This window comes from Streptomyces sp. NPDC034049 (assembly GCF_055575575.1).
The window spans coordinates 470414-494857 of sequence record NZ_JBVISJ010000004.1 but is presented as its reverse complement, the minus strand read 5'-3'; the positions used below and the strand labels follow the sequence as shown (position 1 = coordinate 494857).

Annotated in this window: 17 protein-coding genes; 11 read left to right on the top strand and 6 right to left on the bottom strand. The window is 71.6% G+C overall.

Going from position 1 to position 24444, the window contains the following annotated elements:
- Positions 1-10 precede the first annotated feature (10 nt).
- The 3 genes from menE to ACZ52C_RS15415 are packed head-to-tail and all read right to left on the bottom strand — an operon-like array spanning position 11 to position 3376.
- The gene (menE, locus tag ACZ52C_RS15425) at positions 11-1519 is read right to left on the bottom strand and encodes an o-succinylbenzoate--CoA ligase (RefSeq protein ID WP_469075189.1); all 1509 of its coding nucleotides are present in this window, start codon (positions 1517-1519) and stop codon (positions 11-13) included.
- A 49-nt stretch (positions 1520-1568) separates the two neighbouring features.
- Positions 1569-2447 (bottom strand): amidohydrolase family protein, encoded by an 879-nt coding sequence (locus ACZ52C_RS15420; RefSeq protein WP_469075346.1) that lies wholly within the window; start codon positions 2445-2447, stop codon positions 1569-1571.
- 11 nt (positions 2448-2458) lie between these two features.
- Entirely contained in the window at positions 2459-3376 is a 918-nt protein-coding gene (locus tag ACZ52C_RS15415; RefSeq protein ID WP_086797979.1) for an SDR family NAD(P)-dependent oxidoreductase, read from the bottom strand.
- A gap of 253 nt (positions 3377-3629) precedes the next feature.
- On the opposite strand from ACZ52C_RS15415, the gene ACZ52C_RS15410 reads away from it, so the two are divergent.
- Complete coding sequence (locus ACZ52C_RS15410; protein ID WP_045556725.1) at positions 3630-4055, top strand: MarR family winged helix-turn-helix transcriptional regulator; 426 nt, start codon at positions 3630-3632, stop codon at positions 4053-4055.
- A gap of 4 nt (positions 4056-4059) precedes the next feature.
- Complete coding sequence (locus tag ACZ52C_RS15405) at positions 4060-4926, top strand: IclR family transcriptional regulator (RefSeq protein ID WP_469075188.1); 867 nt, start codon at positions 4060-4062, stop codon at positions 4924-4926.
- A gap of 497 nt (positions 4927-5423) precedes the next feature.
- Here ACZ52C_RS15405 and ACZ52C_RS15400 read toward each other — a convergent pair whose 3' ends face one another.
- Positions 5424-6521, bottom strand: a complete 1098-nt coding sequence (locus tag ACZ52C_RS15400) for a serine hydrolase domain-containing protein (RefSeq protein ID WP_469075187.1) — start codon at positions 6519-6521, stop codon at positions 5424-5426.
- A gap of 172 nt (positions 6522-6693) precedes the next feature.
- On the opposite strand from ACZ52C_RS15400, the gene ACZ52C_RS15395 reads away from it, so the two are divergent.
- Together ACZ52C_RS15395 and ACZ52C_RS15390 are read left to right on the top strand one after the other, a co-directional pair.
- Positions 6694-8970, top strand: coding sequence for a serine/threonine-protein kinase (locus tag ACZ52C_RS15395; protein ID WP_469075186.1), 2277 nt, complete (start codon positions 6694-6696; stop codon positions 8968-8970).
- Positions 8971-9195: 225 nt separating this feature from the next.
- Positions 9196-10608: a glycoside hydrolase family 16 protein gene (locus ACZ52C_RS15390; RefSeq protein WP_469075185.1), complete on the top strand. Its 1413-nt coding sequence runs from the start codon at positions 9196-9198 to the stop codon at positions 10606-10608.
- A 57-nt stretch (positions 10609-10665) separates the two neighbouring features.
- Here ACZ52C_RS15390 and ACZ52C_RS15385 read toward each other — a convergent pair whose 3' ends face one another.
- Positions 10666-11556 (bottom strand): helix-turn-helix domain-containing protein, encoded by an 891-nt coding sequence (locus tag ACZ52C_RS15385; protein WP_469075184.1) that lies wholly within the window; start codon positions 11554-11556, stop codon positions 10666-10668.
- Between the two features lie 134 nt (positions 11557-11690).
- Here ACZ52C_RS15385 and tkt point away from each other — a divergent pair, with 134 nt between their 5' ends.
- From tkt to gnd, 4 genes are all read left to right on the top strand, one after another.
- Entirely contained in the window at positions 11691-13760 is a 2070-nt protein-coding gene (tkt, locus tag ACZ52C_RS15380; protein WP_469075183.1) for a transketolase, read from the top strand.
- 116 nt (positions 13761-13876) lie between these two features.
- Positions 13877-15406 carry a glucose-6-phosphate dehydrogenase gene (gene zwf / locus ACZ52C_RS15375; RefSeq protein WP_319106345.1) on the top strand — a complete coding sequence of 510 codons (1530 nt, stop codon included), beginning with the start codon at positions 13877-13879 and terminating at the stop codon, positions 15404-15406.
- Positions 15403-16341: a glucose-6-phosphate dehydrogenase assembly protein OpcA gene (opcA, locus tag ACZ52C_RS15370; RefSeq protein WP_469075182.1), complete on the top strand. Its 939-nt coding sequence runs from the start codon at positions 15403-15405 to the stop codon at positions 16339-16341. The genes zwf and opcA overlap by 4 nt, the downstream gene beginning before the upstream one ends.
- A gap of 50 nt (positions 16342-16391) precedes the next feature.
- Positions 16392-17270: a phosphogluconate dehydrogenase (NAD(+)-dependent, decarboxylating) gene (gene gnd, locus ACZ52C_RS15365; protein ID WP_469075345.1), complete on the top strand. Its 879-nt coding sequence runs from the start codon at positions 16392-16394 to the stop codon at positions 17268-17270.
- Positions 17271-17390: 120 nt separating this feature from the next.
- On the opposite strand, the gene ACZ52C_RS15360 is transcribed toward gnd, so the two are convergent.
- Positions 17391-18221, bottom strand: a complete 831-nt coding sequence (locus ACZ52C_RS15360) for a phosphotransferase enzyme family protein (RefSeq protein WP_469075181.1) — start codon at positions 18219-18221, stop codon at positions 17391-17393.
- Between the two features lie 259 nt (positions 18222-18480).
- Here ACZ52C_RS15360 and ACZ52C_RS15355 point away from each other — a divergent pair, with 259 nt between their 5' ends.
- The 3 genes from ACZ52C_RS15355 (at position 18481) to ACZ52C_RS15345 (ending at position 24436) form a co-directional block, all read left to right on the top strand.
- Positions 18481-21363, top strand: a complete 2883-nt coding sequence (locus tag ACZ52C_RS15355) for a peroxidase family protein (RefSeq protein WP_469075180.1) — start codon at positions 18481-18483, stop codon at positions 21361-21363.
- 66 nt (positions 21364-21429) lie between these two features.
- A complete protein-coding gene (locus ACZ52C_RS15350; protein ID WP_469075179.1) occupies positions 21430-22902 on the top strand; it encodes a hypothetical protein in 1473 nt (490 codons plus the stop codon).
- A gap of 58 nt (positions 22903-22960) precedes the next feature.
- Entirely contained in the window at positions 22961-24436 is a 1476-nt protein-coding gene (locus tag ACZ52C_RS15345; RefSeq protein WP_469075178.1) for a pentapeptide repeat-containing protein, read from the top strand.
- Positions 24437-24444: the final 8 nt, after the last annotated feature.

Sequence of the window (24444 nt, the reverse complement as noted above, 5' to 3'; positions counted from 1 at the left end):
CGTTCCTTAACTAAGAGTTGGTGCCGTAGCGCTTGCGCACCCGGGCCTTGAGGAGCTTTCCGGAGGCGGTGCGGGGCAGTTCGTCCGCGATCACCACCGACTTCGGGATCTTGTACTTGGCGAGCCGCCCGGCCAGTGAGGCCAGCACCTCGTCGGCGTCCAGGACGCGGCCCTCGCGGGGTACGACCACGGCGCGCGGCACCTCGCCCCACTTGTCGTCGGGGATGCCGATGACCGCGCACTCGACGATGTCGGGGTGGGCGAGGAGCTGGTCCTCGATCTCGGCGGGGTAGATGTTCTCGCCCCCGGAGATGATCATGTCCTTGATGCGGTCGACGATGAAGACATAGCCGTCCTCGTCGATCCGGGCGGCGTCCCCGCTGCGGAACCAGCCGTCGGCGAAGACCGCGGCCGTCTCGTCGGGCAGACCCCAGTAGCCGGGCATGACATGGGGTCCGCGGACGACGACCTCGCCGGGCTCGTCGACGTCGACGGGCGTCATGTCGGGGCGGACGACCCGTACGTCGCTGAAGAAGTGGGGTACGCCCGCGGAGCCGGCCTTGCTCACGGCGTGCTCGGCGTCGAGGAAGAGCGTGCCGGGGGCCGCCTCCGTCATGCCGTAGCCCTGGAGGAAGGTGAGCCCGCGCTCCTGGAACCTGGCGATGAGCGGGGTCGGCACCGGGGAGCCGCCGCAGGAGAGCATCCTGAGCGACGACAGGTCGGCGTCGGCCCAGCGCGGGTGCCGGGCGATCTGGTCGAACATGGTCGGCACGCCGAACATGAAGGTGATCCGGTGCCGTTCGATCAGGTCGAAGGTGGCCTCCGGCACGAAGGCCTCGACCAGGACGCAGGTGCCGCCCTTGAGCAGCACGGGCAGGGTGAGCATGTTCAGCCCGGCCGTGTGGAACAACGGGGCGGAGACCAGGGCGCGTTCGTCGGTGATGACGTCCTGGTCGACGAGCACGTTGACGGCGTTCCAGATGATGTTGCCGTGGGTGAGCATCGCGCCCTTGGGGCGGCCCGTGGTCCCCGAGGTGTACATGATGATGCAGGTGTCGTCGGCGGTGACGGGCTGGTCGATCGGCTCGGCCTCCGCGCCCGCCAGCAGCGCCTCGTACTCGGTGCCGGTCTCCACGAACGTGCGGACGTCGGTCTCGCCGCCCGGCAGTCCGGCGACGAGTCCGGTGAACCCGGCGCCGTACACCAGCGCCTTGGCCCCGGAGTCCGCCAGCTGGTAGGCGATCTCGGGGCCCGCGAGGCGGGTGTTGAGCGGGACGAAGACCGCGCCGAGGGTGCCGGCGGCGAACAGGGTCTCCAGGTACGAGGGGTGGTTGGGCCCCAGGTAGGCGATGCGGTCGCCGCGGCGTACGCCGGAGGCGCGCAGGGCGTGGGCGAGGCGGGTGGTGCGCTCGTACAGCTCCCCGTAGGTGAGGTGCGTGTCGCCGTGGATCAGCGCGGTGCGCTGCGGGGTCTTGCGGGCCCGGCGGGCGGGCCACGACCCCAGTCCCTCATTGCGCATGTGTGTGCCCCTGTCCGTCCTTGCACATGGGGAGGTCCATCTGCGTCCTCTACGGTTTCGTCAGGCCGAGCAAACGGGCGGCGTTCTCCTTGAGGATCTTCGGCTTCACCTCGTCCTTGATCGACAGCTTCTCGAAGTCGGCGAGCCAGCGGTCGGGGGTGAGGACGGGGTAGTCGGAGCCGAAGAGCACCTTGTCCTTCAGCAGGGTGTTCGCGTACTGCACGAGCTGCGGCGGGAAGTACTTCGGCGACCAGCCGGAGAGGTCGATGTGCACGCCCGGCTTGTGCGTGGCGACCGCCAGGGCCTCGTCCTGCCAGGGGAAGGACGGGTGCGCCAGGATGATCTTGAGGTGGGGGAAGTCGGCGGCCACGTCGTCCACGTGCAGCGGGTTGGAGTACTTCAGGCGGATGCCTCCGCCGCCGGGGACGCCCGCCCCGATGCCCGTCTGCCCGGTGTGGAAGAGGGCGATCGTGCCCGTCTCCTCGATGACCTCGTACAGCGCGTACGCCACGGCGCGGTCGTTGGGGAAGAAGCCCTGGACGCTGGGGTGGAACTTGAAGCCCTTGACCCCGTACTCCTCGACCAGGCGGCGGGCCTGCTTGACGCCGGCCTTGCCGCGGAAGGGGTCGATGGAGGCGAAGGGGATCAGCACGTCCGCGTTGGCGGCGGCCGCCTCGGCGACCTCCTCGTTGGGGACGGGCTCGGTGCCGGTCGCGGACTCGGCGTCCACCGTGAAGATCACGGCGGCCATCCTCCGCTCGCGGTAGTAGGCGGCCGTCTCCTCCAGGGTGGGCTTGCGCTTGCCCTCGACCTTGAAATAGGCGGAGGAGGCGTCGTGCAGTTCGTCGTCCAGTGATGACGTGCCCTTCTTCGAGGACACCTCCGCGTGGGTGTGGACGTCGATCGCGACGAGTTCCTCCACGTTCATGGCCTGGCTCATCACGCCTCCGGGATCTTCGGGGCGGGGATGCCCACGGTCTGCGGTTCGGCGCCCAGCGAGGTCGGCCAGACGTCGGCGAGGGCCTCGGGGGTCCAGCCGCCGTCCGCGTAGGCCGTCTTGATCTCCTGCGGGTGGGACCAGAGTGCCACCTTGTCGCCGCCGATGCCGATGGCCTGGCCGGTGACACCGCGCGCCGCCTCGGAGGCGAGGAACGGGACCAGGGCGGCGCAGTCCTCGGGGGTGCCGAAGCCCTCGCCCTTGCGCAGGAAGTCGGGGAACGGCTTGCCCTCGCGCAGGGCCTCCACGTACGGGGCGAAGACCGGGATGGTCTCGGTCATCGCGGTGGCGGCGACCGGGACGATCGCGTTGACGGTGATGTTCGCGCGGCCCAGCTCCATCGCCCAGGTGCGGGCGAAGGCGGCGATGCCGGCCTTGGCGGCGGCGTAGTTGGTCTGGCCGAAGTTGCCGCGCTGGCCGGCCGGGGAGCCGACGAGGATCAGGGAGCCGCCCTCGCCCTGCTCGCGCATGCGGATCGCGGCGGCGCGGGCGCAGGTGAAGGTGCCCTTGAGGTGGGTGGTGATCACCGCGTCGAAGTCGTCGTCGGACATCTTCCACAGCACCTTGTCGCGGAGGATGCCCGCGTTGGTGACCAGGATGTCCAGCCGCCCGAACTCCTCCACCGCGCGGCCCACCAGGCGGTCGGCCGCCTCGGTCGTGCCGACCGGGACCACCTCGGCGACGGCCTTGCCGCCGGCCTCGGTGATGGACTTCACGGCCGCCTCGGCCACGGCCTCGTCGATGTCGTTGACGACGACGGAGGCGCCGGCGGCGGCGAGGGCCTGTGCGTAGGCGAGGCCCAGGCCACGGCCACTGCCCGTGACGACGGCGACCTTGCCGGTGAGATCGATGCTGGGCACGAGTGGGTCCCTTCGGATGGCGGAGCGGCTTCGAAATCGAAGTGCGGCTTCGAAATCGAAGTTAAGAGCAATAGTTGTTGACGTCAATAGTTGTTGTTCCCTCGGCGTTGCGTCATGCTGGAGCGGTACGTTCGCGCCGCCCCGTCCGGGGCGCCGGCCTGATCCCGTCAGGACAGGCCCTTGGACCAGGGAGCCCGCCATCACCCGCCAGCAGACACAGGACGCCGCCTCGATCGACGCGCACGAGCCGTGGATGCGCGGGCTGCACGCGGACACCGGCTATCTGCTGTACCGGCTGGGGCTGCGCTCCGGGCAGCTGTTCAACTCCTCCCTCCAGGAGTCGGGCCTCCGGCTGCGGCACTACGCCCTGCTGCGCTTCCTCGCCACCTCCCCCGGCGCGCTCCAGCGCGAGCTGAGCGCCTCCCTCGGCTACGACCCGAGCGCCATCGTCGGGCTGGTGGACGACCTGGAGAAGCTGGGCTTCGCCGAGCGGCGCCCCTCCCCCGACGACCGCCGCAGCCGGATCGTCGAGCTCACCGAGGACGGCCGGTCCTTCCTCCGTGACACCGACGAGGCCGGACAGCGGGTCTCCGACGAACTGGTGGAGCCCCTCGACGCCGCCGAGCGCGAGACGCTCCATGTGCTGCTGCAGAAGATCGCCGAGGCCGGACTGGGGTGACACCATGCCGATGAGCACCGACGCGCTCCCGACACCGGGGCCCGTGCCCCCTGCCCCGCCGGGGAGCGCACCGCCGGGGGTCTCCCGCTCCGCTCCCGACCGGTTGCTCGCCGTGCTGGCCGCCTTCGACCACGACCACCCGGCGCTCTCGCTGACCGACATCAGCCGCCGGGCCGGGCTGACCCTCACCACGGCCCACCGGCTGGTCGGCGCGCTCGCCGACTGGGGCGCCCTGGAGCGGGACGCGTGCGGGATCTACCACGTGGGGCTCCGGCTCTGGGAAATCGCCGCGCTCGCCCCGCGCGGGCTCGCCCTGCGCCAGATCGCGCTGCCGTACCTGGAGGACCTCTACGAGGCGACGCACGAGAACGTGCAGCTCGCGGTCCGCGACGGGGACGAGGTCGTCTACATCGAGTGGCTCTCCGGCCGCTCGGCCGTCGGCGTCCACATCCGGGTCGGCGCACGCTGGCCCCTGCACGCCACGGGCGTGGGCCTGGCGCTCCTCGCGCACAGCGACGCCGCCTCCCAGGACGTCTACTGCCGGGGGCCGCTCGCCTCCTTCACGCCGTACACCATCGCGGACGCGCCCCGGCTGCGCCGGGTGCTCGCCGAAGTGCGGCGCACGGGCGTGGCGGTGAGCAGCCGTCAGGTCACCGAGGACGCCCTGTCGGTGGCCGCTCCCGTGCGCGGACCGGGCGGGGCCGTGGTCGCCGCCGTCTCGGTCGTGGTGCCCCAGCTCGGCGCCCAGGTCCCGGTGCTGACGCCGGCCGTACGGGTGGCGGCACGCGGTATCTCCCGTGCGCTGGGCTGGCAGCCGGACGAACCCCGCCGTGGTTCGCTGATCCCGGGCCGCGGCTCCCCGCCCGCCTGACCGGCGTCCCGGGACATCGGACCCGCGCCCCTACCTCGTGGCCGACGCCCGCGCCACGCACGTCACCCCGGCCCCCGCGTGAGTGGCCGTGCCCCGGGCGGTGAGCCGCCCCTGGTCGGTGTCCACGGCGGGGGTGATCTCCCAGCGGGCGACGAGCCGTCCGCCGGGGCGGATGCGGTCCGCGACCGGCCGCCCAGGAGCACCGCATGAGCCCCACCACCGCGTCGCCGTTCGGCGCGGTGGTGGCGAGGCGGGAGGCCGTCCAAGGCCGGGCGGACCCGTCGGCGAAGGCCGCGGTCACCAGGAACCCGCCGCCGGGGGCGGCCCCGCACGGTGACGCCGTTGGGCACGCGGCGATAGCCGTCCCCCCAGGAGCACCGCATGAGCCCCACCACCGCGTCGGCCTCGGCGGGCCGGGCCGGGACGCCGCGAGGTCGTACCGCTCCCCCGGGGCCGGTGCGGGTGATGCCGTCGATTCGGTTGTGTCGCGCAGGAGTTCAGGCCGACAGGCCCTCGTAGGCGGCCGCGAGGATCATGAAGCCCCGCTCGTCGCCGAGGCCCCCGTCGATCATCCGGTTCATCATGTACGCCACGGTCATCCGGGCGTCGAGGTCGACCACGACGAGCGAGCCGCCCCAGCCGCCCCAGAAGCAGGTACGCGGGTTGGGCAGTTGGCCGTTGTTGAGGCCGTAGCCCATGCCGTAGCGCATCGGGACGCGCAGGACGCTGTCGACGCCGTCGAACTGCTCCTCGAAGACCCGCGCGCACCCCTCCTCCGACAGCAGCCGCACACCGCGCGCCGCGCCTCCGCAGGACAGCAGCGACTGGACGGCGGCGACCGAGCGGGCGTTGCCGTGGCCGTTCGCGGCCGGGATCTCGGCCCGGCGCCAGGCCGTGGTGTCGGTGGTGCCGGCCGGGATGGCCGGGTTGGGCGGCGGGCCGTCGTCGGTCGGCGAGGGGGGCGGCATGATGACCGGCGCCACCCGGTGGTCGTGCTCGGCGGGGAGCCCGATGTGGAAGTCGGCGCCCAGCGGTCCGCTGACCTCCTCGGCGAAGAAGGTGCCCAGGCTGCGGCCGGTGACCCGGCGGACGATCTCCCCCAGCAGATAGCCCTGGGTCATCGCGTGGTAGCCCGCCTCGGTGCCGGGTTTCCAGGCCGGTGCCTGCGCGGCGAGCCGCTCGGTGACGGTCGGCCAGTCGTACAGGTCCTCCAGCGTCGTGGGCGCCTCGAAGCGGGGCAGCCCGGCCGTGTGCGCGAGCACCTGGCTGACGCGTACGTCCTCCTTGCCCGCCGCCGCGAACTCCGGCCAGTACGTCGCCACGGGGGCGTGCAGGTCCAGGGCGCCCCGGTCGGCGAGCATCAGCACGCACAGGGCCGTCATCGTCTTGGTCGTGGACCACACATGGGTGAGGGTGTCCCGCTCCCACGGAACGGTGCGCTCGGCGTCGGTGTACCCGCCCCAGAGGTCGACCTCGGGCTCGCCGTCCACGTACACGGCGACGGAGGCGCCCACGTCCTTGTCGTCCAACGAGGCCGCCAACGCCTCGCGCACCGCGGAGAACCGGTCCGTGCACGTGCCCTCAGTCATCGCCATGGGGGGAAGGTAACGGGCCGCGCGACACGGGGCCATCCAATAAATCCGGGCTCCGACGTGGCCGGTTCACCGGTCCGGCGCGGCCCCGGAGCGCCCCTGGTCGGGCGGGCGCGCGCCGATCGCCTAGGCTGCTCCGTGCGGGGCTGTCGTACGGACAAGAGCGTGGTGGGAAATGCCGCTGAGGGACGACGATCCCACCGTCATAGGCGGATACGTCCTGGAGGACCGGCTCGGCTCGGGCGGCATGGGGGTCGTCTACCGCGCGCGGTCCGCGTCGGGGCGACTGGTCGCGCTCAAGCTGGTGCACACGCAGTACCGCGACGACGAGGAGTTCCGCTCCCGTTTCCGTCAGGAGGTCGCGGCGGTGCGCCGGGTGAGCGGGGCGTTCACGGCCGCCGTGGTGGACGCCGATCCGGAGGCCGCCAGGCCATGGATGGCGACGCAGTACGTGCCGGGTCCGACGCTCTCCGACCTGGTGCGCGAGGAGGGCCCGCTGGACGGCGAGCGGATCCGGTCCCTCGCGCTGGGGCTCGTCGAGGCGCTGCGCGACATCCACCGGGCGGGGGTCGTGCACCGGGACCTGAAGCCGGCGAACGTGCTGATGGCCGAGGACGGCCCGCGCGTCATCGACTTCGGCATCTCGCGCGCCGGCGACAACCTGCCGCTCACCGTGACCGGACGGGTGATCGGCACGCCGCCGTTCATGTCACCGGAGCAACTGCGCTCGCCGAGGGACGTCACCGCCGCGTCGGACGTGTTCTCGCTGGGCTCGCTGCTGGTGTACGCGGCCAGCGGGCACAGCCCGTTCAAGGCCGAGAGCCCCTATCTGGCGGGCTATCAGGTCATGTTCGAGGCCCCGAAGCTGGACGCGGTGCCCGAACCGCTGCGGACCGTCGCCGAACGCTGCCTGGACAAGAACCCCGCGACCCGCCCGGACCTCACCGAACTGCACGGCCTGTTCCTGAGATCGGCGACTTCGCCCACGAAGGGCACCCAGGGCACCGCGCCGACGCCTGGCCGACCGGACCCGGACCGTACGGACGCCGGGCGGGCGGACGACACGACCGAGAACGACCGTCTGCCGGACCCCCGGCCGGTGGACGGCGCACCGCTGGGCCGACCGGCCGACAGCCGACCGGCACGGGAACGCCGTCCCGGACTCCGTGCGGGACGGCGGTTGCTGCTCGTCGGGCTCGGCGCCGTCCTGACCGTCTCCGCGCTGAGCGCCGCGCTGCTCCTGCACCCCGGCGCCGAGGACGGCACGACGGCGACCGGCACCGGCGCCGCCGTGGACCACCGTTCCGCGTCGCTCCCCGAGGGCTGGCGGCCGTGGCAGACACGACTGCGGGCCGACAGCGGCCTTCCCGCCGACTACATCCCGGTCAACTACGACGACACGGGCTGCCGGACGGACGGCACGGACCTGTACTGCGGCGGTACGGGCTTCCTCGTCGGGAAGGTGGACGCCGCCACCGGCGACACGGGATGGCGGTACGGCCGACTCCCGCAGACCGCGCGGCCCATCGGCGTACGGGACGGCCTCGTCTTCGTCTACACGGAACCCGACAGCACGCAGCGGCGCCTGGTGGCCCTGGACACCCGCACCGGGAAGCAGCGGTGGTCCCGGCCCATCAGCGCGAGCGAGGTGGCGCCCCTCTTCGACGGCGGCGTACTCACCCTCGCACCCGACCACTACGACGTCATCGCCTACGACACGGCGGGCAAGGAGCTGTGGCGGACGTCCGAGCCCGCCGGGATCAACTGCGTCCCCTCGGTGCTCGGCGGCGAGCCCTACGAACTGTGCTGGGAGGGCGACGACTTCCTCGACACCCGCCCGTTCACGCTGGTACGCCTCGATCCGGACGACGGCACACCGCGGGCGCGCAGCCCCCTGCCGGAGAAGTCGCTCGCCCTGGGCGCGGTCGGCGGACGGCCGCTGTTCCTGAAGGCGGAGTCCACCGAGGAGGTCTACCAGGCGGGGTACGAGCGGCCGTACGACGCGTTCCTGCGGGTGGACCCGGACACCGGGAAGGTCACCCGCATCCCGCTGAAGCGCGCGCTGCGCGGTGCGGCGACGCTCGTGGACGGGGTCGTGTACTTCGTGCGGACCAGCGGGTCGGTCACCGCCGTGTCGGCGGCGAGCGGCAAGGTGCTCTGGGAGCGGACCACCGACATGGAGAACCTGTCCGCGCCGGTGGTGTCGGCGGCCCGTGACGAGATCTACTTCGCCAACCGGTTCGGCCGGCTGCTGGCCCTGGACAGCCGGACGGGCGCCGAGGTCTGGCGCACGGACGCGCTCGACGACCCGGGGGACATCGCGACCGAGACCCCGCCCCGGGTGCTGCTCGTGGACGACGCGATCGTGGCGACGGCCGGGAACATGGCGTTCTCGGTGAACCCGGACGAGCCGATGAAGACCGGGTCGACCGTGTCGACCTTCGCCGACTGACGAACCGTCATGACGTGGAGCGGGTGCGGTCACCGCCCGAGACGCCCCGTCTTCACATCATGAACTCGGCGCTCCCGCAAGGACTTTCTCCGCTTTAACTCTTGACGCCCGCAGCGCCGGAGCGCACATTGACCGCACGCTCTTGTTTGAGAGCGCTCTCAGGACGGGACTCCACGGAGCGCTCCCCCACTCGCGCTTTTCACTCCGTACACCGAAGAGGCCGCCATGAGTGAAACACCCGGCACACCCGACACACCCGGCACCGGCACACCCCTGCGCCGTCGCCGCCCGCTCCGGCGCGCGTTCCTCGCCGTGGCCACCGCGCTGGCGCTGGCCACGGCCTGGGCGACGACCGCGCAGGGCGCCGCACCCACCCCGCCCGCCGGCTGGACGCAGGTCTTCGTCGACGACTTCAACGGCGCCGCCGGCTCCGGCGTCAGCACCTCCAACTGGCAGTACGCGACCGGGACTTCGTACCCCGGCGGGCCCGCCAACTGGGGTACCGGCGAGGTCGAGACGATGACGAACAGCACCGCCAACGTCTCCCTCGACGGCAACGGCAATCTGCGCATCACCCCGATCCGTGACGCGGCAGGGCGCTGGACCTCGGGGCGGATCGAGACCAACCGCACCGACTTCCAGCCCCCGGCGGGCGGCAAGCTGCGGGTCGAGTCCCGGCTCCAGATGCCGAACGTCACCGGAACGGCCGCCGAGGGCTACTGGCCCGCGTTCTGGATGCTGGGCGCGCCCTACCGGGGCAACTACCAGAACTGGCCGAGCGTCGGCGAGCTGGACATCATGGAGAACGTGCAGGGCCGCAACCAGGTCTGGGCCACCATGCACTGCGGCACCAACCCCGGCGGCCCGTGCAACGAGACGACCGGCATCGGCAACTCCACGGCGTGCCCGGGTACGACCTGTCAGTCCGGGTTCCACACGTACACCATGGAGTGGGACCGCTCGGTGACGCCGGAGACGATCCGGTTCCTGGTCGACGGCACCCAGTTCCACTCGGTCAACGCCAGCCAGGTCGACGCGACCACCTGGACCAACGCCACCGCCCACGGGTTCTTCATCATCCTGAACGTGGCGATGGGCGGCGCCTTCCCCGACGCGTTCGGCGGCGGGCTCGACGGTGACACCCGCTCCGGTGTGCCGATGGTCGTCGACTACGTGCAGGTGCTGTCGGCCGGCGGGGGCACCACCACCCCGCCGCCGACGGGCACCCGGGACGCGTACAGCGCCATCCAGGCCGAGTCGTACAACGGCCAGAGCGGCACCCTCACCGAGACCACGACCGACACCGGCGGTGGCCAGAACATCGGCGCGCTGGCCAACGGCGACTGGGCGCTCTATCAGAACGTGAACTTCGGCTCCACCGCCGCGACGCAGTTCGTCGCCCGGGTGGCCTCCGGCGCCAACGCGGGGGTGAGCGGCCTGGTCGAGGTCAGACTCGACAGCCGTTCGAACGCGCCGGTCGGCAGCTTCTCGATCGCCGACACGGGGGGCTGGCAGTCCTGGCGGACGGTGCCCGCGAACATCAGCCGGGTGACCGGCACCCATGACGTCTATCTGACCTTCACCAGTGGTCAGGCGCAGGACTTCGTGAACGTGAACTGGTTCAACTTCGGCCGCTGACAGGCGTGTTGTACGAGGGGCGGGCTCCACGGCGGTGGGCCCGCCCCTCGTCGTGTGTCACCGCATCTCCGTCCGGAACGTCACCGGTGTGGTGCCGGTGTGCAGGTGGAAGAACTTGGAGAAGTTCGCCGCGTCGGGGAAGCCGACGGCGACGCCCACCCGGCCGATGGGCAGGTCCGTGTGGGCCAGCAGCCGCTTCGCCTCCAGGACGACCCGCTTGTCGATGAAGCCCTTCGGGGTCTCGCCGGTCGCCGCGCGGACCGCGCGGACGAGGGTGCGGCGGGAGTAGCCGAGGGCGTCGGCGTAGGCGCTGACGCTGTGGTTGACGGCGAAGTCCCGCTCGACGGCGTCCCGGAAGCGGGTGAAGGTGGTGTCGTCGGGCCGGTGCTCCTCCTCCGCCGTCGAGCCGGCGGCGAGATGGGCGAGGCGCAGGAGGAAGGCCGTCAGGGAGTGCCGCAGGACGGCTGTGTGCAGGGCGGGCGGCAGGGTGACGGTGTCGACGTACTCTCGTTCGAGCTGGGTCAACGAGGCGCGCAGACCCGCGAGTTGGGCCTGGTCGGGGCGGAGCAGCGGCGGCAGGTCGTAGCGGTAGAGGCCGGTCGCCTCGACGGTGGTGCGCGGCAGGAAGCCCGGTTGCATGGTGAGGACGGTCCCGCGGTACTCGGTGGTCTGTGAGAAGCGATGCACCTGCCCCGGCCGGATCCACAGCAGCTCGCCCGCGACCGCCTCGTGCTCGGTGAAGTCGATCATGTGGTGCACCGGGCCGGCCTCGAACAGCATCACCACATGGAAGTCGATGCGGTGCACCCCTTCCAGGGGTATGTCCGCGCGCCAGGGGCCACGGCCGTCCATCGGGCCGATCCGCATGCCGACGCCGGAGAGGCCGCGGTCGGCGGGGAACGGGAAGGTCTTGATCCGGCCGCCGTCGGGGAAGTCTCTGTCCGTCATGTCCTCGCCGTCGCGTCGTCGGTGTCCCAGTTTCACCGAAGGCTGGCACACCACCACCTCGCCCCCAAAAAGTCAGACTTTTACTTTTGAAGACGCCAGAAACTTTCCGCCGTCTCATCGAGGACTTCTTGAAGATGAACTGGACAGAACTCGACCGACGCGCCGTCGACACCGCCCGCCTGCTGGCCGCCGACGCCGTGCAGAAGGTCGGCAACGGCCATCCGGGTACGGCGATGAGCCTCGCGCCCGCCGCATACACGCTCTTTCAGAAGGTGATGCGTCACGATCCGGCGGACCCCGAGTGGACCGGCCGTGACCGCTTCGTCCTCTCCCCCGGCCACACCTCGCTGACCCTCTACACCCAGCTGTACCTGGCCGGGTACGAGCTGGAGCTGGACGATCTCAAGGCGTTCCGGACGCACGGTTCGAAGACGCCGGGTCATCCGGAGTACGGGCACACCGCCGGTGTCGAGACCACCACGGGTCCGCTCGGCCAGGGGGTCGCCAACGCCGTCGGCATGGCGATGGCCGCCCGCTACGAGCGCGGTCTGTTCGACCCGGACGCTCCCGAGGGCACCTCCCCGTTCGACCACACCGTGTGGGCGATCGTCTCCGACGGCGACCTGGAGGAGGGCATCTCCGCCGAGGCCTCCTCCCTGGCGGGCCATCAGCGGCTGGGCAATCTCGTCTTCCTGTACGACGACAACCACATCTCCATCGAGGGCGACACGGCCACCGCGTTCTCCGAGGACGTGCTGAAGCGGTACGAGGCGTACGGCTGGCACGTGCAGCGGATCGAGCCGGCCTTCAACGGCAACATCGACGTGCACGCCCTGTACGACGCGCTGACGGCCGCGCGGGAGGAGACCTCGCGTCCCTCGATCATCGCGATGCGCACGATCATCGCCTGGCCGGCCCCGAACGCGCAGAACACCGAGGCCTCCCACGGCTCCGCGCTCGGTGCGGACGAGGTCGCCGCCACCAAGCGCGTCCTCGGCTTCGACGCGGACAGGACCTTCGACGTCGCCGACGACGTGCTCGCCCACACCCGCCGCGCCCTCGACCGGGGCGCCGAGGCGCACGCCGCCTGGGACAAGCGGATCGCCGAGTGGCGCGCCGCCTCCCCCGAACGGGCCCGGCTCTTCGACCGGGTGGTCGCAGGCCGACTGCCCGAGGGCTGGGAGCGCGCGCTGCCCGTCTTCGAGGAGGGCACCTCCGTGGCGACGCGTGCCGCGTCCGGCAAGGTCCTCCAGGCGCTGGGCGCGGTGATCCCCGAGCTGTGGGGCGGCTCCGCCGACCTCGCCGGGTCGAACAACACCACGATCGACAAGAACAGTTCGTTCCTCCCGGCGGACAACCCACTGCCGGAGGCGGACCCCTACGGCCGCACGATCCACTTCGGCATCCGCGAGCACTCCATGGCCGCGGAGATGAACGGCATCGCGCTGCACGGCAACACCCGGATCTACGGCGGCACCTTCCTGGTCTTCTCCGACTACATGCGCAACGCCGTGCGCCTGTCCGCGCTGATGCAGCTGCCGGTGACGTACGTCTGGACGCACGACTCCATCGGTCTCGGCGAGGACGGTCCCACCCATCAGCCGGTCGAGCACCTCGCCTCGCTGCGCGCGATCCCCGGCCTGAACGTGGTCCGCCCGGCCGACGCCAACGAGACGGCGATCGCCTGGGCCGAGATCCTGAAGCGGCACACCACGAACCCGGCCCCGCACGGGCTGGCACTCACCCGCCAGGGCGTGCCGACGTACGCGCCCGACTCCCGCGCGGCGAAGGGCGGTTACGTCCGGGCGGAGTCCTCGACCGCGACCCCGGAGGTGATCCTGATCGCCACCGGCTCCGAGGTGCAGCTGGCCGTGGCCGCGCGGGAGCGGCTGGAGGCCGAGGGGGTCGGCACCCGGGTGGTTTCGATGCCGTCGGTGGAGTGGTTCGAGGAACAGCCGCGAGAATACCGCGAGAGCGTGCTGCCGCCGTCCGTGCGGGCCCGCGTGGCGGTCGAGGCGGGGATCGGCCTGACCTGGTACCGGTACGTCGGTGACCACGGCCGCATCGTCTCCCTCGAACACTTCGGCGCCTCCGCCGACGCGAAGACCCTGTTCGCCGAGTACGGCTTCACCGCCGAGAACGTCGTCGCCGCGGCGCGGGCGGCGCTCGACGGCACGACGCGGCCCGACGCCGTCCGCGGCTGACGCGCGCCGGGAAGGAAGATGATCACTGTGACCACGGAAGCGTTCGGGGCGGCCGTCGACGGCCGCCCCGGCACCGCGGTGAGCAAGGCCTTGAACAGCGAGGGAGTTGATGCGGAATGACCGCCGAGTGGCTCAACCCGCTCCGGGACGCGGGCGATCGCCGGCTCCCGAAGATCGCGGGCCCGTCCGGGCTCGTCATCTTCGGGGTGACCGGTGACCTGTCCCGCAAGAAGCTGATGCCGGCCGTGTACGACCTGGCCAACCGGGGTCTGCTGCCGCCGGGCTTCTCGCTGGTGGGGTTCGCCCGCCGGGACTGGGAGGACGAGGACTTCGCGCAGATCGTGCACGACGCGGTCCGCGAGCACGCCCGCACCGAGTTCCGCGAGGAGGTCTGGCAGCAGCTCGCCGAGGGGATGCGCTTCATCCCGGGCGACTTCGGTGACGACGAGGCGTTCAAGCGGCTCCGCGAGGCCGTCGAGGAGCTGGACGGCTCCCGGGGCACCGGCGGCAACTTCGCCTTCTACCTCTCCGTGCCGCCGAGCATGTTCCCGAAGGTCGTCAAGCAGCTCAAGAAGCACGGTCTGGCCAGCCCGCCCGAGGGTTCCTGGCGGCGCGCGGTCATCGAGAAGCCGTTCGGCCACGACCTGGCGAGCGCCCGCGAGCTGAACGCGGTGCTGCACGAGGTGTTCGACCCCGAGCAGGTCTTCCGCATCGACCACTACCTCGGCAAGGAGACCGTCCAGAACATCCTGGCGCTCCGCTTCGCCAACCAGATGTACGAGCCCATCTGGAACCGGAGTTACGTCGACCACGTGCAGATCACCATGGCCGAGGACATCGGCATCGGCGGCCGGGCGGGCTACTACGACGGCATCGGCTCGGCCCGGGACGTCATCCAGAACCACCTGCTCCAGCTGCTGGCCCTGACCGCCATGGAGGAACCGGCGGCCTTCGACGCCGAGTCGCTGCTGACCGAGAAGCTGAAGGCGCTGAAGGCGGTGCGGCTGCCGGAGGACCTGGGCCGGCACACCGTGCGCGGCCAGTACGCGGGCGGCTGGCAGGGCGGTGAGCAGGTGCTCGGCTATCTGGAGGAGGAGGGCATCGACCCGTCCTCCACCACGGACACCTACGCGGCGGTCAAGCTGGGCATCGACAACCGCCGTTGGGCGGGCGTCCCGTTCTATCTGCGCACCGGCAAGCGGCTCGGCCGCCGGGTCACCGAGATCGCGGTCGTCTTCCAGCGCGCGCCGCACTCCCCGTTCGACTCCACCGCCACCGAGGAGCTGGGGCAGAACGCGATCGTCATCCGGGTGCAGCCCGACGAGGGGATGACCGTGCGCTTCGGTTCGAAGGTGCCGGGTACCTCGATGGAGATCCGGGACGTCACGATGGACTTCGCGTACGGCGAGTCGTTCACGGAGTCCAGCCCGGAGGCGTACGAACGGCTGATCCTTGATGTGCTGCTCGGCGACGCCAACCTCTTCCCCCGCCACCAGGAGGTGGAGGAGTCCTGGAAGATCCTCGATCCGATCGAGGAGTACTGGGCGGGGCACGGCAGGCCCGCGCAGTACGCCTCGGGCGGCTGGGGGCCCGCGGAAGCGGACGAGATGCTCGCACAAGACGGACGGAGCTGGCGCAGGCCATGAAGATCGACCTGACTGACACCACGGCAAGCAAGATCAACAAGGCGTTGGTGCAGGGCCGCCGCGCCATCGGCACACCCGCCGTGGGCATGGTCCTCACGATGGTGATCGTGACGGACGAGGAGAACGCGTACGACTCGATCAGGGCCGCCGAGGAGGCCTCGCACGAGCACCCCTCGCGCACCCTGGTCGTCATCAAGCGGCACGCCCGCACCCCGAAGGACCGCACCAAGTCGCACCTGGACGCCGAGGTGCGGGTCGGCGCCGACGCGGGCACCGGCGAGACGGTCGTGCTGCGGACGTACGGCGAGGTGTCCGACCACGCCGACTCCGTGGTGCTGCCGCTGCTGCTGCCGGACGCGCCGGTGGTGGTGTGGTGGCCGGTGGACGCGCCGGAGAACCCGGCCAAGGACCCGCTGGGCGCGCTCGCCCAGCGCCGGATCACCGACATGTACGCCGTGGAGTCGCCGCTCGCCGCGCTGGAGCAGCGCCGCGCCTCCTACACCCCCGGCGACACCGATCTCGCCTGGACCCGGCTCACGCCGTGGCGCTCCATGCTGGCGGCCGCCCTCGACCAGGCGAAGGAGACGATCACCTCCGCCGCCGTGGAGAGCGAGGCCGACAACCCGAGCGCCGAACTGCTGGCCCGCTGGCTGGAGGCCCGGCTCGGCGTGTCCGTCGAGCGGGTCCTGACCGCCGGGCCGGTGGTGACGGGCGTGCGCCTCGGCACCGCCAGGGGCGAGGTCGTCATCGACCGCCCCGAGGGCCCGCTCGCCACGCTCACCCTGCCCGGGCAGCCGTCCCGCACCCTCGCCCTGAAGGTGCGCGCCACGTCCGAGCTGATCGCCGAGGAGCTGCGCCGCCTCGACGCCGACGAGATGTACGCCGTCGCCCTGAGCGGCGGTGGGGGCGACGGGCAGCCCGCCGCCGACGACTGACACGCCTTCGCTCGACTCCCTCATGGAACAGGTGAACTGACATGGCAACGATGCAGCTGGGTCTCATCGGCCTCGGCAAGATGGGCGGCAACATGCGCGAGCGCATCCGCCGCGCCGGCCACACCGTCATCGGCTACGACCGCAACCCCGAGGTCTCCGACGTGGGCGGCCTGGCCGAACTGGTCGACCGCCTCGACGGGCCGCGGGTCGTGTGGGTGATGGTCCCGGCGGGCGGCGCCACCCAGTCCGTCATCGACGAGCTGGCGGAGCTGCTGTCGCCGGGCGACACCGTCGTCGACGGCGGCAACTCCCGTTGGACGGACGACGAGAAGCACGCCGCCGAGCTGGGCGCCAAGGGCATCGGATTCGTCGACGCGGGTGTCTCCGGGGGCGTATGGGGTCTGGAGAACGGCTACGCCCTGATGGTCGGCGGCGACGAGGAGCACGTCGAGCGGCTCCAGCCGATCTTCGAGGCGCTCAAGCCGGAGGGGCCGTACGGCTATGTCCACGCCGGCAAGGTCGGCGCCGGGCACTTCTCCAAGATGGTCCACAACGGCATCGAGTACGCCATGATGCAGGCGTACGCCGAGGGTTGGGAGCTGCTGGAGGCGGTCGACTCCGTGACGAGCGTGCGGGAGGTGTTCCGCTCCTGGCAGGAGGGGACCGTGATCCGCTCGTGGCTGCTGGACCTCGCCGTCAACGCGCTCGACGAGGACGAGCACCTGCAGAAGCTGCGCGGCTACGCCGAGGACTCCGGTGAGGGCCGGTGGACCGTCGAGGCGGCCATCGACCACGCGGTGCCGCTGCCGGCGATCACCGCGTCATTGTTCACCCGGTTCGCCTCGCGCCAGGACGACTCCCCCCAGATGAAGATGATCGCCGCGCTGCGCAACCAGTTCGGCGGGCACGCGGTCGAGGCGAAGCCGTAGCGGTAGCGGTAGCGGTAGCGGTAGCGGGGCAGTCGGACCGGCTCCGGCGCGTGGCGGTGTTCCGGAGCGTCGTGGCCGGTCGCGCCCGGTGCCCCGCGCCCCTTCGGGGGCGCGGGCCGCTCAAGCCAGCAGGGCGGTGGTGAAGGCCTCCTCGTGGGTCTTCAGCCAGGCCCGGACGCGGTCCCAGCGGGCCCAGCCGCCGCGCTCCGCGAGGACCCGGCGGTAGACGGGGTCGCCGCCGGCCACGCGCACGGCCACGAAGGCCCGGCAGGCCTCCGTGGCCTGGTGGACGACGGCGGGCAGGAGGGCGCGGTCGGCCGAGGACAGGCCGTAGCCGTCGGCGAGGACGCGCAGGCGCCGGGGCGCGTCCAGGGGGCCGCCCGGGTAGAGGGGGGCCGCCGATTCGGGGTCGAGCAGGGGCACCCAGTAGCGGGCCGCCATGGCCACGTCCCAGACCGGTCGGCCCGGTGCGGCCAGGTCGAAGTCGATCAGGGCGGTGGCGCGGCCGTCGCGGAAGACGACGTTGTCGGGGCAGACGTCGTTGTGGCAGAGGATCGGCCCGCCCTCGGGGTCGGACAGCTCCCGGGGCCATGCGGCACGCGTGTCGACGGGGATGTCCGCGCTCGCCGCGTGCAGACCGCGCAGGAGCCGCCCCACCGACGTCAGGGCCGGCTCCGTCAGCGCCCAGGCGGGGAACGGCGGCAGCGCCACGTCACCCGGGACGAAGGTCAGCTGTTCGCGGCCCTCCGGTGTGCGGCCGACGGGCAGCGGCGCCCCCGTGAATCCGCGTCGGCGCAGTGCGCGCAGATACGCGTGGAGGGCGGGCGCGGTGGGCGGCGCCGGGCGGTCGACGAGGGAGCCCCGCCGGACGACCGCGCCCGCGTTCACCGTGCCGCCGGGAAGCACGTCGCCGTCGTCCTGGGAGTCCGGGCTCGCCCCGTCGTTCGTCATGCGCATCACGCTAGCCGCGTCCGCCGTGTGCTGCGGGGGCCTCCTCGGGGCCTTCGCTCCCCTTCGCCGGGCGGAATGCGATGTTCACCCGCATTATTGTCAGATGTGTACATGGCGTGAACTGTCGCTGTGGCCGGAACCCCGCCGCCGGTAGCGTGCGGCCTCTGTCCGTATGCACTGCGCTCGCATTGCCTACGTCTTCCCACGCATCCATATGCCTCCGTACGCATCCGTACGCGTCCGCACGAAGGAGACGCCGATGGCCGAGACCGGGCAGCACGATCAGCGGTACGAGCGCTACGACGGGGGCAGCCCCGAGGCCGAACGGCTCGTGTTCGAGCGGCTGGCCCGGGAGTTGATGGAGGTCCAGGTCAGGAACCGGCGGGCCGGGGGCGGAGGCGTCGCGCGGGCGTTCCACGCGAAGGCACCGCTGGGGGTGGAGAACGCGCGGCTGCGGTTCCACGACGATCTGCCGGTGGCGTTGCGGACCGGTTTCGCGCAGCCGGGTGCCGAGTATCCGGCCGTCGTCCGGCTGTCCAACGCGAGCGGGATCCGGCAGGGCGACGGTTCGCCGGACCTGCGGGGCGCGGCCGTGCGGGTGCGGGTGGCGGAGGGGGTGAGCCATGACCTGCTGGCGACCAGTTTCCCGGTGTCGCACGCGAGCGACGCCCGGGAGTTCGTGGCGTTCGCCAAGGCCATGGCCGGGGCCCGCACTCCGCTGCGGAAGGCCCTCGGGCTGTTCGTGAAGCTGCCACTGGCCGTGGGGCCCGGGACGGCCGCGCGGATGCGGCGCAATGTGACGGCGGCGACCCGACGTACCGTCAATTCCCTTGCCACGGAGACCTATTGGAGCCGGGGCGCCATCCTGTGGGGCGAGGCCGGGCCGGTGCGGTATCTGCTGCGGCCCGCGCCCGGCACACCGGCGGCGGCCGCGCCCGATCGCCGGGACCCGGACTTCCTGCACCGGGAGCTGGCGCGGCGGCTCGGGCAGGCGGACGTGGCGTTCGACCTGTGCGTGCAGCGGTACGTGGACGAGCGGCGCACCCCGATCGAGGACGCGGCGGTGGAGTGGAAGGACGCGGTGGCGCCGGCGGTGCCGATCGCCCGGCTCACGATCCCCGCTCAGGAGCTGGACGGAGCCGAGGCGCGGGCGGCGGCGCGACGGATCGAGGAGCTGACCTTCAACCCCTGGTACACGACCGATGATTTCCGGCCATTGGGCCATATCAACCGGGCCCGGAAAGCCGCGTACCGGGCCAGTGGCGCACACCGTCTCGGGCAGCGCTTCGTCACCGAGGAACCCCTGCGCAACAAGCTGCTCGGCCGTGTCGTGGGCCCCGCCCTGGGGCTGCTGAACCGTGCCGTGCCGTGGCACCGGCTGCCGTTGTCCCTGAGCCTGCTGAACCTGGTGTTCCTGAGGAAGGTGCTGCGCCGGCGGAACCTGATCGACACCGAGGTGCGCGAGGCTCCGCCGGCGGCGCAGCCCGTGCCGGAGCCGGTCCCGGAGAGGCTGCGCACGGAGCGGTCGTACGACGGGACGTACAACGACCTGTCGGAGCCGGCGATGGGCGCGGTGGGCGCCGCCTTCGGACGGAACCTGAAGCCGGACTACCGGCCGGACACCTTCGACACACCGAACCCGGTGACGGTCAGCAGGCAGCTGCTGCACCGGGAGAGCTTCGTGCCGGCGACCTCGCTCAATGTGCTGGCGGCGGCGTGGATCCAGTTCCAGGTGCACGACTGGGTGAACCACCGGCGGTACAGGACCGGTGACCGCAGTGTGGAGGTGCCGCTGCCGCCCGGCTACGACGGGACCTGGCAGAACGTGCCCGGCGGGCCGACCGAGCGGGTGATGCGGTTCGCCGAGAACGAGGGCCTGGAGGTGCCCGGGCGCCCGCCGATCCTGTTCGCCAACTCAGCCTCGCACTGGTGGGACGGCTCCGAGGTGTACGGCGAGAACGAGGGGACGGCGCGGTTCCTGCGCGAGCCGGACGGGGGCGCGAAACTCCGCCTGGAGGACGGCCATCTGCCGGGCGGGACGAACGGTGTCCCGCTCACCGGCTTCAACGAGAGCTGGTGGATGGGGCTCAGCGCGATGCACACCCTGTTCGCGCGGGAGCACAACGCGGTCTGCGACGCGCTGCGGGCCGAGTACCCCTCGATGAGCGAGGAGAAGGTCTACCAGACGGCCCGGCTCGTCGTCTCCGCGCTGATCGCGAAGATCCACACCGTGGAGTGGACGCCGGCGATCCTGGCCACCGAGGCGATCGACATCGCGCTGCGCACCAACTGGTCGGGCCCGCCGAGGAACTGGCTCAACCAGCTGGGCCTGTGGCTGTTCGAGTCGCACTCGCTCACCGGCATCCCGAAGACGCTGCCGGACCACCACGCGGCGCCGTACTCGCTGACGGAGGACTTCACCACCGTCTACCGCATGCATCCGCTGATCCCGGACGACTTCGAGCTGCGGGAGCACCAGTTCGGACGGCGGCTGGAGACGGTGGGCTTCCTCGACATCCAGGGCGGGGCCGCCGAGGCGCAGATCCGCAAGACGGGCCTTGCGAACGCGCTGTACTCGTTCGGGATCGCCCACCCCGGCGCGATCACCCTGCACAACTTCCCGCGCTCGCTCCAGCGTTTCGAGCGGGACGGGGAGATCATCGATCTGTCGGTCGTCGACCTGGTCCGGACGCGCAGGCGGGGCGTGCCGCGCTACAACGACTTCCGGGCCGGGCTGCACCGGGGGCGGATCCGTTCCTTCGAGGAGCTGACCGAGAACCCCGAGACGCTGGCCCGGCTCAAGGACGTCTACCGGGACGTCGACGAGATCGACACCGTGATCGGGCTGTTCGCGGAGAACCCGCCGGAGGGCTTCGGCTTCAGCGACACCGCCTTCCGGATCTTCATCCTGATGGCCAGCCGACGGCTGCAGAGCGACCGCTTCCTGACGGTCGACTACCGGCCGGAGGTCTACACACCGCTCGGCATCGACTGGGTCGAGAAGGGCGGCATGAACACGGTGGTCCAGCGCCACTGCCCGGAGCTGGCACCTCTCCTGCCCCGCGACGCGAGCGCCTTCGCGCCGTGGCGGACGGTGCCCACGGCCGTCAACTCCGGTACGAACGACGGCGGTTCACCATGACGCCGTGACACGACGACCCGGGGCGGCGCGCCGCCCCGGGTCCGAACCACAACGGGGGAAACACGCATGACGTTCACCGACAACCACTCCGAGCTGCCCGGAAACCCGGAGCTCTCCGCGATACCCGGGGCGGGCGAGCAGCTCGCGCTCCAGGAACAGCCCGGCACGCCCACGGGCGCCACCCACCCGGGGCTCGCCGACCTCTTCGACCGTCCGCTGCTGCGGACCGTGTGGCGCCGCCGCACCCACCGTGTGAGCCGGGGCGCCAAGGTGTCCGCCGGGACGATGACCTACACCTCCCGCAACGCGGCCCAGCCCCTGACCGAGCTGGAGGAGGCGGTGCTGATCGCGATCACCGGCACCACCGGCCTCACCATGCCCGACCGGCCCTTCGAGGACCCGGACGACGGCACCCCCATCATGTCCAAGCCCAACCTGACGATGGCGGGCCGTACCGCGGGCAGCCCGGACAACGCGCAGGGCACCCACTTCTTCCTCGTCAACGACTCGGGCACCTATTTCCTGCGCAGGCTGGAACCGGCACCGCAGGAGCCGTTCGACGCCGAGACGCTGGTGGCGCGGGCGCGCGCGGCCAAGGTGAAGGTCCTGGACCACCGCCTGGACGTGGCACCGGACCAGCGGGACTTCCCGGCGTACCTGGACTCCAACCGCTTCCTGTCCAACCTGCCCGGCACGACGCTGCTGTTCCCGGTGGTCGATCTCTCCCACCAGTACGTGAACGCGCTGATGTATCTGCTGACCCAGCCGGACGGGGCCCGTCCGACCCTCGTGGACGACCGCAACTTCTACCGTGCCGCCGGGGTGCGGAAGTGGGTGCGGAACGGGTTCCTCAACGGGGACCTGAAGCTGCCGCTCGGTGCTCTCGGCCCCATGCGCACCCAGATCGAGGCGGACCTGCTGCTGCAGAACCTGATGCTCACGGCGGAGGCGATGGGCCTGGGCGCCTGGATCCACGCCACCATCAATCCGCAGATCGCCCTCGGCGACCCGAAGTTCTCCCAGGCGTACGGCAGGATGCTGGGCTTCGACTTCGTCACCCCGCGCTGGCGGCCGGCCGACATCTGGCGCTGGCACATCCCGCTGCCGAAGTACGCGAAGGTCCGCTCGCACCCGGTCCGGCTCCCCTCCCCCGACGGCGGCGCACCGCTGATCGCCGCCGCCTGCCCGCCGGTGGTCGGGACCATGTCGGAGGCGGTGGAGAGAATCGTCCGGGAGAAGTTCGGCCGCGGCGGCGTCTACACCGACCGGGACGTCTTCGCCCGGATCTACCGGGAGGACTACGGGCAGCGCTATCTCACCGAGGCCAGTGAGTACGAGGAGCGGGTGGTCGAGTGCGCCCGGGACATCTGCGAGTACATCCTCCGCACGCACGGCCGCTTCCCGGCCCACACGGACGCGATTCACGTCCCGGGCGTGTGGCTCCAGGTCCACCACGTGGAGAACGAGTACTACGAGCGGTTCTTCACCAACGGCCTGACCGACGCGCACCGCGCGCATGCGGGAGCCTGGGGGCACTGAGTCCGGGGCCACTAGGCGTGGTTGACAGGTACAAGCGTTGCGGGTGAGATTCCCGTTGATGATGATCAACGATCTGACGGCGGCCGAGCGGCGGGTGTGGGACGCCTTTCCGCTCGGCGCGGCGGTGGACTTCGGGACCGGGGACCTCAGCACCGTCGACGAGGGGGTCATCGCGGACGGCGCCGACTGGGGGCCCGAACGGACCGTCCGGGCCCGGGTGTTGCGGGCGTTGCTGCTGACCGCTCCGCAGGAGGAGGGCGAGGTCGCCGCCCTCAAGATCGAGGGCGCCCGGATCAGCGGCCGGCTGGAACTGAAGTACGCGACGGTCGAGAGCGTCGTACGGCTGAGCGGCTGTCACTTCGACGAGGCACCCGACTTCTCCGGCGCGCACTTCAACTACCTCAATCTGTCCAGGTCCGCGTTGCCCGGCCTGCGGTCGGCGCGGGCTCGCGTCGACGGCGGCCTGCGGCTGACGGAGTGCCGGTTCCGGGGGCCGGTGAGGCTCACCGGGGCGCAGATCTCCGGGACCCTGTTCATGGAGCGCGCCGAGTTCACCGCCGCGGACGGGGAGCCCGCGCTGCGCCTCAACCAGGCGGAGATCGGGGAGGAGTTGTGCGCTCCCGGGCTGCGGGCGGACGGTGAGGTCCGGCTCGGCGGCGCCCATGTGGCGGGCAAGGTCGACCTGCGGCGCGCCCGGTTGCACATGCCGGGCGGCGTCGCCCTCGGCGCGGAGACCCTCGCCACCGAGTCCGATGTCGTCCTGCGGCACGCGGACGTGCACGGGCGGGTCGAGCTGCGCGGGGCACGTGTGGGCGGCTGGCTGGAGCTGTCCTACGCCCGGCTGTCGAACCCCGGCGGTACGGCGCTGCGGGTGAGCAGCAGTGTCATCAGCGAACTCTGGCTGCGCGATGGCCCGCCGGTGGAGGGCGTCCTGAATCTGCGCCGCGCCCAGATAGAGGTGCTGTTCGTGGAGCCGGACAAGCTGCCGGACCAGGTCCTGTTGAACAACCTCGCCTACACCTCCCTCATCCCGCACGTGCCCGCCGAGCGGCGGATGCCGCTGCTGGAGCGGGACGGCGAGGGGTATCTGCCGTACTCCTACGAGCAGTTGACCGCCGCGTACCGCAGGATCGGCGACGACGACGCCGCCCGGCGGGTCCAGCTCGCCAAACTGCGCCGGCACCGCGCCACCCTCCGCTGGCACGGCCGGCTGTGGGGGTACGCCCAGGACGCCACCGTCGGCTACGGCTTCCGTCCGCTGCGTGCGGCGGTCTGGCTGCTGTCGCTGATGGCGGTGGGTTCCGTGGCGTACGCGGTGCGCGCGCCCAGCCCGCTCAAGGCGGACGAGGCTCCGGAGTTCAACCCGGTCTTCTACACCCTCGACCTGCTGCTGCCGATCATCGACTTCGGGCAGGAACGGGCCTACGCGCCCGAGGGCTGGTCGCAGTGGCTGTCGTACGTCCTCGTCATCACCGGCTGGATCCTGGCGACGACGGTCGTGACGGGCGTGACCCGCACGGTCAGCCGCCAGTAGTCTCCGGC

What these genes read in the sequence shown, in the direction of transcription:
- menE (WP_469075189.1), bottom strand. Translation starts at nt 1,519, where the DNA reads ATGCGCAATGAGGGACTGGGGTCGTGGCCCGCCCGCCGGGCCCGCAAG.
- ACZ52C_RS15420 (WP_469075346.1), bottom strand. Translation starts at nt 2,447, where the DNA reads ATGAACGTGGAGGAACTCGTCGCGATCGACGTCCACACCCACGCGGAG.
- ACZ52C_RS15410 (WP_045556725.1), top strand. Translation starts at nt 3,630, where the DNA reads ATGCGCGGGCTGCACGCGGACACCGGCTATCTGCTGTACCGGCTGGGG.
- ACZ52C_RS15405 (WP_469075188.1), top strand. Translation starts at nt 4,060, where the DNA reads ATGCCGATGAGCACCGACGCGCTCCCGACACCGGGGCCCGTGCCCCCT.
- ACZ52C_RS15400 (WP_469075187.1), bottom strand. Translation starts at nt 6,521, where the DNA reads ATGGCGATGACTGAGGGCACGTGCACGGACCGGTTCTCCGCGGTGCGC.
- ACZ52C_RS15395 (WP_469075186.1), top strand. Translation starts at nt 6,694, where the DNA reads ATGCCGCTGAGGGACGACGATCCCACCGTCATAGGCGGATACGTCCTG.
- ACZ52C_RS15390 (WP_469075185.1), top strand. Translation starts at nt 9,196, where the DNA reads ATGAGTGAAACACCCGGCACACCCGACACACCCGGCACCGGCACACCC.
- ACZ52C_RS15385 (WP_469075184.1), bottom strand. Translation starts at nt 11,556, where the DNA reads ATGACGGACAGAGACTTCCCCGACGGCGGCCGGATCAAGACCTTCCCG.
- tkt (WP_469075183.1), top strand. Translation starts at nt 11,691, where the DNA reads ATGAACTGGACAGAACTCGACCGACGCGCCGTCGACACCGCCCGCCTG.
- zwf (WP_319106345.1), top strand. Translation starts at nt 13,877, where the DNA reads ATGACCGCCGAGTGGCTCAACCCGCTCCGGGACGCGGGCGATCGCCGG.
- opcA (WP_469075182.1), top strand. Translation starts at nt 15,403, where the DNA reads ATGAAGATCGACCTGACTGACACCACGGCAAGCAAGATCAACAAGGCG.
- gnd (WP_469075345.1), top strand. Translation starts at nt 16,392, where the DNA reads ATGCAGCTGGGTCTCATCGGCCTCGGCAAGATGGGCGGCAACATGCGC.
- ACZ52C_RS15360 (WP_469075181.1), bottom strand. Translation starts at nt 18,221, where the DNA reads ATGACGAACGACGGGGCGAGCCCGGACTCCCAGGACGACGGCGACGTG.
- ACZ52C_RS15355 (WP_469075180.1), top strand. Translation starts at nt 18,481, where the DNA reads ATGGCCGAGACCGGGCAGCACGATCAGCGGTACGAGCGCTACGACGGG.
- ACZ52C_RS15350 (WP_469075179.1), top strand. Translation starts at nt 21,430, where the DNA reads ATGACGTTCACCGACAACCACTCCGAGCTGCCCGGAAACCCGGAGCTC.
- ACZ52C_RS15345 (WP_469075178.1), top strand. Translation starts at nt 22,961, where the DNA reads ATGATGATCAACGATCTGACGGCGGCCGAGCGGCGGGTGTGGGACGCC.